This window comes from Methanospirillum sp., from assembly GCF_035406105.1.
Lineage (GTDB): Archaea > Halobacteriota > Methanomicrobia > Methanomicrobiales > Methanospirillaceae > Methanospirillum.
In genome coordinates this window covers 1-9,584 of record NZ_DAONKG010000056.1, presented here as the reverse complement: position 1 = coordinate 9,584, position 9,584 = coordinate 1, and the positions used below count along the sequence as shown (strand labels likewise).

7 protein-coding genes are annotated in these 9,584 nt (G+C 46.9%); 3 read left to right on the top strand and 4 right to left on the bottom strand.

Going from position 1 to position 9,584, the window contains the following annotated elements:
* The 4 genes from PLA23_RS04995 to PLA23_RS04980 form a co-directional block, all read right to left on the bottom strand.
* Window positions 1-232 (bottom strand): response regulator (locus tag PLA23_RS04995; RefSeq protein ID WP_324474253.1); only part of this gene is annotated, 232 nt, incomplete at its 3' end.
* 170 nt (window positions 233-402) lie between these two features.
* Entirely contained in the window at window positions 403-2,799 is a 2,397-nt protein-coding gene (locus PLA23_RS04990; RefSeq protein ID WP_324474251.1) for a hybrid sensor histidine kinase/response regulator, read from the bottom strand.
* Between the two features lie 7 nt (window positions 2,800-2,806).
* Entirely contained in the window at window positions 2,807-5,194 is a 2,388-nt protein-coding gene (locus tag PLA23_RS04985; protein ID WP_324474249.1) for a methyl-accepting chemotaxis protein, read from the bottom strand.
* Between the two features lie 84 nt (window positions 5,195-5,278).
* A complete protein-coding gene (locus tag PLA23_RS04980; protein WP_324332019.1) occupies window positions 5,279-6,283 on the bottom strand; it encodes a chemotaxis protein CheW in 1,005 nt (334 codons plus the stop codon).
* A gap of 224 nt (window positions 6,284-6,507) precedes the next feature.
* On the opposite strand from PLA23_RS04980, the gene mreA reads away from it, so the two are divergent.
* The 3 genes from mreA to PLA23_RS04965 all read left to right on the top strand — a co-directional run.
* Window positions 6,508-6,900, top strand: coding sequence for an MreA family transcriptional regulator (mreA, locus tag PLA23_RS04975; RefSeq protein ID WP_324474247.1), 393 nt, complete (start codon window positions 6,508-6,510; stop codon window positions 6,898-6,900).
* A gap of 172 nt (window positions 6,901-7,072) precedes the next feature.
* On the top strand, window positions 7,073-8,713 hold the full coding sequence (locus tag PLA23_RS04970) for a CARDB domain-containing protein (RefSeq protein WP_324474245.1): 1,641 nt from the start codon (window positions 7,073-7,075) through the stop codon (window positions 8,711-8,713).
* A 199-nt stretch (window positions 8,714-8,912) separates the two neighbouring features.
* On the top strand, window positions 8,913-9,584 hold a 672-nt coding region (locus PLA23_RS04965), incomplete at its 3' end, for a PAS domain-containing protein (RefSeq protein WP_324474243.1).

Here is a 9,584-nt window from a genome sequence, read left to right as displayed (position 1 = left end):
TATTTTTTATCGTTGAACAGAGTTCATATCCATCCATCTCAGGCATCATCACATCGGTCAGGATGAGATGGGGGCGCCTTTTTTGTATTGATTCAAGCGCCTCTTTTCCATTGGTTGTGATGATAACCGGATATCCTTCTTTTTCAAGGAGATAACGCAGATACTCCCCTTGTGTACGGTTATCCTCCACAACCAGAATATGCACCGATGAGTTTTGACCCATATCTGTCATGCATATCCTGAAAACGGAGAGTTCTGACAGGAGACTGTACTACTTGCCTGGCCAGATACAAAGCGGTAGGTTGCTATACTTGAATATCTCCGCTCACAGCTCATAATATGATATACCTGAATACACGTATTGTATATTAATAGATGCAGCCCGGTATGAACTTTAGGATTTTATGCTAAGAGCCCTTTTACTGTCCTGACCAGTTCACTTCGTTCAAATGTTCCTTTCATGAGGTAGGCATTGGCCCCTGAAGAAAGGCCATGCTCTCGATCTTCGCGTGAATCAAGTGCAGTGACGAGAACGACCGGCAGATGTGCAAGTCGCTCATCAGCCCGTATCTTCTGAGTGAGGGTAAACCCGTTCATCCGCGGCATATCCACATCTGAAACAACGATATCCACCTCATCCTCAAGCAGGATACTGAATGCCTCCATTCCATCACGAGCAGTACGTACCAGAAATCCGGCATTTTCAAGGGTTCTGCGAAGTAGTGCGCGTGATGTTACTGAATCTTCAACAATGAGCACTCTGCCTGCAGTTTTTCGTGGCGGTAGGGGTGCAGGTGCCAGGCCAGATAACCGAAGCCCCTCCTGAATCAGTTCAGGGGGATCCAGTACCAGTGCAAGCCGGCCGTCTCCAAGAACAGCAGCTCCGGTAATCTTCTTTACTCTTCGTAACTGGCTTCCAAGCGGGCGGACGACAATCTCCTGAACCTGCATTACCTCATCCACGGCATATGCTATCTTCCCCGCACCATATGCAACAATCATGACTGGTATCTCATCAGATTGTTCATCGTTCTCGAAATCCGGGGTTTTTAGCGCCTCTGAAAGTCTGATTATCGGGATTGATTCATCTTTGTACTGGATCATCTGCCGGGTGTTCCTTGCCTGAACGGTATCCGGAGGTACCCTAATGACCTGGAGGATCTGCTGCACCGGCACCACATAGAAAGAGGTCCCGTTCCTGATGATAAGTCCACGGAGGGTTGCAAGCCGAATGGGAAGTATGAGTGAGAAAGTGGTTCCCTTCCCATTTTCAGATGAGACGAGGACCTCCCCTCCCATACGGGTGATCGTATCCTCGACAATGGCAAGTCCAAGCCCCCGCCCGGAGAGGTCTGTTATCATGGGGCTTGTGGTCAGACCTGATTTGAAGATAAACCAAATCGCTTCATCATCGTTCACCAATTTCTCTTCATCAGAAAGCAGCCCCTTCTCCATTGCTGTCTTTCGAATCTTCTCCCGATCTATGCCCCGGCCGTCATCAGAAAGAGTGATCTCAACCTTACTCCCTGAATGGGCGGTGATTTTAATTTTAATCAGACCTCGTGCAGGTTTTCCCACTGCTATCCGCTCATCCGGATATTCTATGCCATGATCCACACTGTTATTGATAAGGTGCATGAGGGGAACCTTGAGCATATCTAACAGACGGCGATCCATCTCAATCTCTCCCCCTTCGGTCTTCAGATCCACCTCCTTTCCAAGGGCCCGCGAGTTCTCCCTGACCTGCCCGGATATCGGAATAAGGATACTTGATACCGGAACAAGGACAGCATCATGGATAAGATCTGCAATCTCGGTTGTACTGGCCTCCAGTGCTGACCGGTCAATGTCTGTTGCATGTATATGAGCGGTAAGATCGTGCTGGAGGTTTTTTATAAATTCCTGGTCATATTCAAGGAAATCACAGACACGTTCGAGAAAGAGGAGCAGCTCAGGAGGAAGCAATGTCCGGTTAGCCCCGTGCAGGGCATCTCTGATCAGGGTCATATCATTGAATACAAGACTGTGATTCCATCGCCAGAGGGAGAATCTGCTCATCATCTCCTGAAGTTCCTGGATCCGGTGTGTCAGGAAAAGCTGTGTCGAGAGGAGATTATCTGATCCGATAATGAGGCGGTCAAGTTTTTTCGCAGCGATTCTGACTGTTCCGGTATCAGGAACCGGGGGGCCGTGATAGGAGTCATTCCCATACTGGGAATAGGAGTGAGTTGCCGGTTTTACCTCAAGGAACATACTGGACGCCGCCAGAGTAGCCGGGTCATGTTCAAGGGATATTTTTGATTTTCTCTCCTCCTGTATCTGCTTGCTGATTGACAGGTCCTGTGTGTCTTTTGGCTGCCCTTCCCTGACTGGAGATCGTTCTTCTTTTTCTTTAGCACTCTTTCGCTCAGCAAGGCAAGCCCGCAGTCGTTGGATGATCTCTACAGGTTGCGGGCTTTTCTTCTCACCTTCAAAGAGAAAATTTCTGATACTCTTTACTGCATCGTGAAAGAGATCAAATTCTACAGCAGATGCAAAAAATTCTCCCCGTTTCATCAGGGAGAAGATATTTTCAAGGTTTAAACAGACAGATTCAATCTCACGCAGGTTTACCGCCCGTGCAGCTCCCTTCAGGCTGTGTGTCTTTCGAAACACCTCCTCAATGAGCGTAGATTCAGGATGATCCCCTGCCTGCTCAAGTTTTATCAGCCCGTCAGTAATCCCGGTGAGCAGTTCTTCTGCATCCTCACGGAATGTTGCAAGGAGGATTGCATAAAACTCATCATCTGAATCGGTCATGCAATGGTTATACCTGGTACTGGAGGGTGATCTTTTTCAGCCTGATGCCCAGTTCATGCAGATCTTCTGCAGTCTTTTCTGCTTTCCTGGTGATTTCAAGATTCTTTTGTGCTGCATTCCTGATATTTTCGATGGCTTTTGTTATCTGATCCATTCCGGCAACCTGATCCTGAATTGATTTGGTAATCTCGATCGCTTCGTGCGATGAGTCTGCTATGGATCGTGTCAGCACTTCTATGGCTTTTCGGGCGTCTGTTGTGAGTCGGACCGCATCAGCCACGGTATGTGATCCCCGTTCTGCTGACACCACGGTGGAGGAGACACCCCGCTGGATATCAGTGAGAATGGTTCTGATAGTTCCGGTCGCCTGTTTTGACTGCTGGGCAAGGTTATGAATTTCATGGGCAACCACGGCAAACCCTTTTCCAAAGTCTCCGGCTTTGGCAGCTTCAATGGATGCATTTACTGCAAGCAGATTTGACTGCTCTGATATGTCAGTAACGGTTGCGATAATCTCCCCGATTGCCTGACTCTGTTCGGAAAGTTTCACAACATTCATACTGATCATGTCCATCTGCCGCTGGATATGATTCATCCCGTCAAGGATCTCCTGAACCGACTGCTGACCGGTCTGTGAAACCTCGATGGCTTTCATAGCCTTCTCTGACATGGACTTTGTCTTCTGGTTCACAAGATCAGTCTTTTTCCTGACCGTCTCCACGGTGTCTGATGTTTCGTTGACCGTCTCGGCCGTCTGACTACTAGCCGAAGAGAGTTGCGATGTCACGGTCAGGATCTCATTCGATGCTACTGAAAGGACAGACACTCCTTCAAAGAGTTCTTCGGTGATCAGCTTCATGAGTCTGGACAGTTCAATCCCGATGGTATTGAGGGCATCCCTGTATGCAACAAACTCCCCTGCAACCGGGATCTTCTCATCAAACCGGGCAGTAAAGTCACCGGATGCATAACAGTGGGCAAGTCTCATCGCTTCATTTACTGGCTCGGTAATCGTCTCAAGAGTCTTGTTAAATCCTGCAATAATACGCCGGTATCCGCCACGGAATGCTTTCTCATCGCCACGTATCGAGAGATCTCCGGCACGGGCTGCATCGGTCAGTTTTATGGTCTCTTTATGCAGGTGATCAAATGATTCAACCAGGAGTTGGAGAGAGGGGCGGATCTGGTCGTGCTCATCTACCGGTCCGGTAAACTCCTGGATATATTCACCATTGGCTATCTTGACAATATTCCCCACGACATTTTTCTGCAAATCATCGGCAAATTCATCCATGGTGGCTGCCATGATACCTATCTCATCCGCCCGCCTGATATTCAGCCTGGCTGACAGATGACCATTGCGAAGTTCTTTGATCATGGCAACGACCTGCTGCAGGGGCCCTGCAATAGATCTTCCAAAAAGGATTGCAATGATGGCACCAATAAGGATGGAAGCAATGACGATGGCTAGGATGGTACTTCTGATGGTGACGATGGGTCCTTCAAAATCGGACATCTCTGCACGGGACACGATATACCAGTCAAGGGGTTCAAAGTAGGTGTATGCATCAAGAACGGTCGTCCCGTTGACCTGATGGATGATAGCCCCTTCTTTTTTCTGGAGCATCTCCTGGACATATCCCATCTCTGACCAGTTTGCACCATCCTGTGTGGGGTGGACAAGGACCATCCCATTGCCATCAAGGACATACATGTATCCGTTCTTTCCGACCACCGTATTTCGAATACTCTTTTTCACCACATCAAGCGTCTGCTCTTCGGCGGTTCCCACAAACAATACCCCGATGACGGTCCCGTTCCGGTCCTTGATTGGCTCGTAGGCGGTCACATAATTGACACCAAAGAGATCCCGTCTGCCATAATAGGTAACACCCTGTTTTACCGCGATTTCATACACATTATCGGTCAGACGAGTTCCAACGGCCCGTTCACCATCGGTCCCTTTGACATTCGTCGATATTCTGACCGCATAGCTGTTATTATACACCTGAAAAATCGTCGCTGCTCCACCGACAAGATCTCTGACCCCGTCCACAATCTCGAAATTATTATTGACAACGTAATGTTTCCCGTTCTTATCAATGAGTGTCATATTATTATCGATAATCTCCGGGGTCCCTTTTGCATAAAAGTTCTGTCGTAAGACGTTGAGATCACTATTTACCTTATTCCTCGTCAGCTTATAGACATCATTGGTCCATCCTTTCATATCCTGGACCTGTGTCTCAAGTAATGTCTCAATCTGCTCGTTGATTACATTCACAGAACTTGAATAGGAGACAAGTCCGAGAAGCAATGTGGGGATAATGGCGAGAAATAATGATATGACAAGAATTTTCGTGCCTACTTTCAAGTCAGAAAAAAACTGGATCAAAAGTTCTCCTCCTTCAGGCTGAATTGTTCATGCTCGATGCGATACCAATCTGATACCAGCGATTGTCCTGTATCAGGATTCTGGTCAGGTTTCCGTGTCATCAATTATCATCCTGGGATCTGTCAATAATGCCTGTGCATTCAGCACCTTGAGGGAATCCTTTGTTCCACAGATAATATTCTGCCATTCCTTCAGGTGGTTCTCATCCGTCCTGACAATATCTTCGGTTGTGAGTGTTCCAATACCAGTAATCTGATCTGCGAGGATGCCAAAGGTAAGATTCCCGTCCGTAAGAACAATCACCCGGTTCAGGTCTGTCAGTCCTTTCTCCGGAATGGAGAGAAGCGGTCTGAGATCAATGAGGGAGATAATCTCTCCCCTGACCGAACAGATACCTGCGATAAAATCAGGAGTCCCGGGAACCGGTGTTATCTCTGAGGTCTGGATTACTTCCCGTATGTATTTCATTTCAACCGCATACTCCTGATACATCAGGTTGAATCTGATAATCTCAATGACCGGAGGCTGGGTTTTCTCTTCTTCCGGGAGTGCAAGCTGTATAGATCGTTCCTGAAGCACCCGTTCGATATCCTGCTGATCGCGCACGGTTACAATATCCGTTTCTTCCCCTTCATCCGGTAGGGGTTGAAGAATGTCAGCAAGCCGGGTTTGGCTTTTCGATCCATATTCAAGGAATTCAACGAGATCAAAAATGACTATCAGATGAGAGGAGAAGATTTTTATTCCTGGAATCATTGTCTGCACATGTTCATGCGGGAAACGCTCGTCAGGCACCAGTTCTCCTTTCTGAATGATGTATGTCTTGTCTACCCAGAGTGCCACATTTTCCAACCCTTTTCTCACGATAATCAGGTTATCGCCCGGAAGGGGGGAGCGCTTTGGAAATCCAAACAGTTCCCTGGCTGAGTACACGGATATTATCTCTCCATGAAGGTTAATGGTACCAACCAGTCCTTCCTCTCTCTTTCTGACTGGTGTAATACTGACCATCCGTATCATGGTTATGGCATCAGCAAAAGGTATCCCGCACCGTAGGTTCCCGACTGAAAAGAAGAGGTACCGTTCCATGGCAATGCAACGAAATAGTTCATTCAGGATATGTCTTTCCTCAATATAATACCGCAGTACATGCAGTCAGGGGGCCATGGAAAAAGTATTGCAATGTTGGTCTTTATGGTTCATTGTGAGTTTTTCTCTGCTTATGGGTGAAAATCACAAAGATAACATGTCATAATCGGGTGATCGATATAATAATAATATAATAAAAACAATGGAATGAATCAGGGATGGGGATGGGTCCGGATACAGTCGTTCATCTTTCGGATACCGATATTGAGATAATTGATATCCTGACAGATGTTGGTTTAAAGAGCGGGGAAGCACGCGTCCTTGTTGTACTCTTCAAAGGGTACGACCTGACATCACGTGAGCTTGAGAGGATTTCTGATCTTCGGCAACCTGAAGTCAGTATTGCGATTAATCAGCTTATCAAGCGGTCATGGGTATATGTCACCAGCCATATCACCGAGAAGAAAGGCAGGCCGGTTAAGGTATACAGTCTTCAGCGGTCCATCGATGAGATTCTTGATCAGATCAAAAGTGAGATTGAAGGAGACTACCGCAGGAAGATTGAGGTTATCGAGCGGGTCAGGGTTATGGTTCGGGAAGCGAAGGAGACCGAATAATCCCCCTTTTAAACATTATCTCCTGTATCGGGATGTATAAAAATAAAACCGGATAATCCGGGTACTATTTTGTTTTCATATCATCTTGCCATACAACAAACCAGAGCCGAACGTCCACCAATAATATCAGGGAATGACATCATACCTTACTGCATATATCTGGTGATCATCTGTGAAAAAGGCGTTCTGGGTAACATCAATCATACTTGTTCTTTGTTTTGCTGGTGTGGTCGCTGGCGATGATATGACCGACCGCATACAATATCCCGAATACTGGTATCAGCAGGGAGTCTCGGAGTTTTTGTTAAAACATTATGATCGGGCACTTTTTCTTCTTGACAAAGCAGTCGCCCAGGATCCTGATCTGGCAGATGCCTGGTACTGGCGGGGCGTCGTGCTCAGTGCCCTTGGTGATAGTGCGGGATCTGCTGAATCAATTGCCAAGGCAAAAGCAATGAATCCAATGATTGATGATCCCTATCATCGCCGGGTCGGACCGCTTGCTGAACTGGTTGTCACACCGGTCCCGACACCACGGACTGTCAGGGATGAAGAACAGCCCCAGATGGTCGAGACAAAGATTGATCTCTCAAAGCAGCCTGACCCAACCGGGCCGGATATGGTCATCACCTCATTTGTCCCGACGGTACGGGAAGGAAACCCCCAGCTTGAGGTGAAAGCGACAGTTGTAAACCAGGGGTATCGGCCATCAACGGACTTTTTTATCACGTTCTATGCATCAAATGATTCAACCATCACCAGAGATGATACTCCAATCGGCTATTATCTCATACCAAACTTAAAACCGGGGACGGAAAAGAAACTGACCGGATACTTCCCGATGGACCGGATGCAGCCGGGAACCTTTTACCTGGGAGCCATTGCTGATCCGGCAAATGAGATCATGGAGGTTTCAGAGGATAATAATGTGAAAGCCTCGGCATCGAAGGTGACAATCCCTGATGTGAAGAGCTCAGCATTTCTGGTCACCACCGGATCTGTGCCATTTGTATCAGAAGAGACCGAGGAAGATTCCAGATTTTCGATAACCCGTCCGGATCTGGTCATCAGTAAGATTACTACCCAGCAGTCTGCAGTGCAGGGTGGTACCCTGAATGTGAATACGACGGTGAAGAATCAGGGAGCAGCATCTGCAGGACCCTTCAGAATCTCATTATATCTCTCGCCTGATGCCCTGATTACCGAGCAGGATCGTGAGATTGGGTATGGGCTGGTTGCAGATCTCGGGGTCGGAATGCTTCGTGATGGAACAGCCATAGCAACGGTCCCGGCTGATCTGGAGCCAGGTACCTATTACCTTGGCGTGATGGTAGATTCAGGAAAGGAAATTTCAGAAGAGAATGAGGCAAATAACCTCCTCTTTGCAGACAAGATGGTGAAAATTTCTCCCGGGACACAGCCAGTTGTGATCCAGACCCAGGAACCTCCGAACCTTCCTGATCTTACCATCTCTGATGTCAGCTCTGATACAGAAGGAACCTCTGGCGGGGTCATGAATGTCTCAACATCAATACGGAATGTCGGCTCTGGAGATGCAGGGTCGTTTATCGTGGAACTTTATCTATCCGCAGACTCTGAACTATCTGATGAGGATATTCTGCTGGGTATGGGTGAGATACCCGAACTTCCGGCAGGGACTCAGTCTGATGGGAATGCACCCACACCGATTCCGATGAATATGACTCCGGGGATATACTACTTTGGTATCCTGGTGGATAGCGAGAATAATGTCATCGAATCTGATGAAAACAATAATATAAGATTTGCGAAAATCCCGGTTACCATTAAATAATACCCTCAACTTTTTATAATTATAAGGTGGAAACACTATGCAGACTAACAACAATAGCTGTGGTGTATCTTATGACAAATCAACTTCACGATCTTCTTATTCACCTTCTCTCCGACGATTCCCTTTCAGGAATTCCCAATATTGGTGAGTTACCAGATTCAAAAGAACGTGATCTCATCTTATCATTCATTGAAAAAAAATGATCCTTCAACAAAAAACGAACCGGTTGGATGCGATTTTTGCCCATAGTCCACAACCGATTATTATTATGAGTCCTTCAGGCGTTATTACCGAAGTGAACCAGTCATTTCTTCATATGAGTGGTCTGTCTGCAGAATCCTGTGTTGGAAAACCGGTGAAGACAGTATTACCTGGTTTTCTCCTGTCTACAGATGGATATGCCAGTACCAGTTATGAGAATGAAATATTTGACCTAAACTTCCCTTCAGGAAAACGTGTCCTCGAACAATATCCAATTCCTGTTCACGACAAGTCCGGAATTCTGACTGAAATAATTCTGGTCTTTAAGGATATTACTAGCCGGGTACTCGCTGAAGAGCAGGCAGAGGAGATCAGGCAGAAACTTGCACATGATTACGGCGAACGAGTCAAGGAACAGAAACTTTTCTATTCTGTTGCCTCTCTTCTTCAGGATGATTCAAAATCAGTTGAGGATACACTTCGTGAAATCACTGATTTAATCCCTCCTGGGTGGCAGTATCCTGATATCACCGGAGCCCGAATCCAGTTTGGAGGTAATTCATACCAGACCGGTAATTTCAAAGAAACTCCCTGGATCCAAAAGGCGTCCTTTCATACAAAAAGTGGAAATATCGGAGTTATCGAAGTAGTGTATCTTAGTGAGAAACCC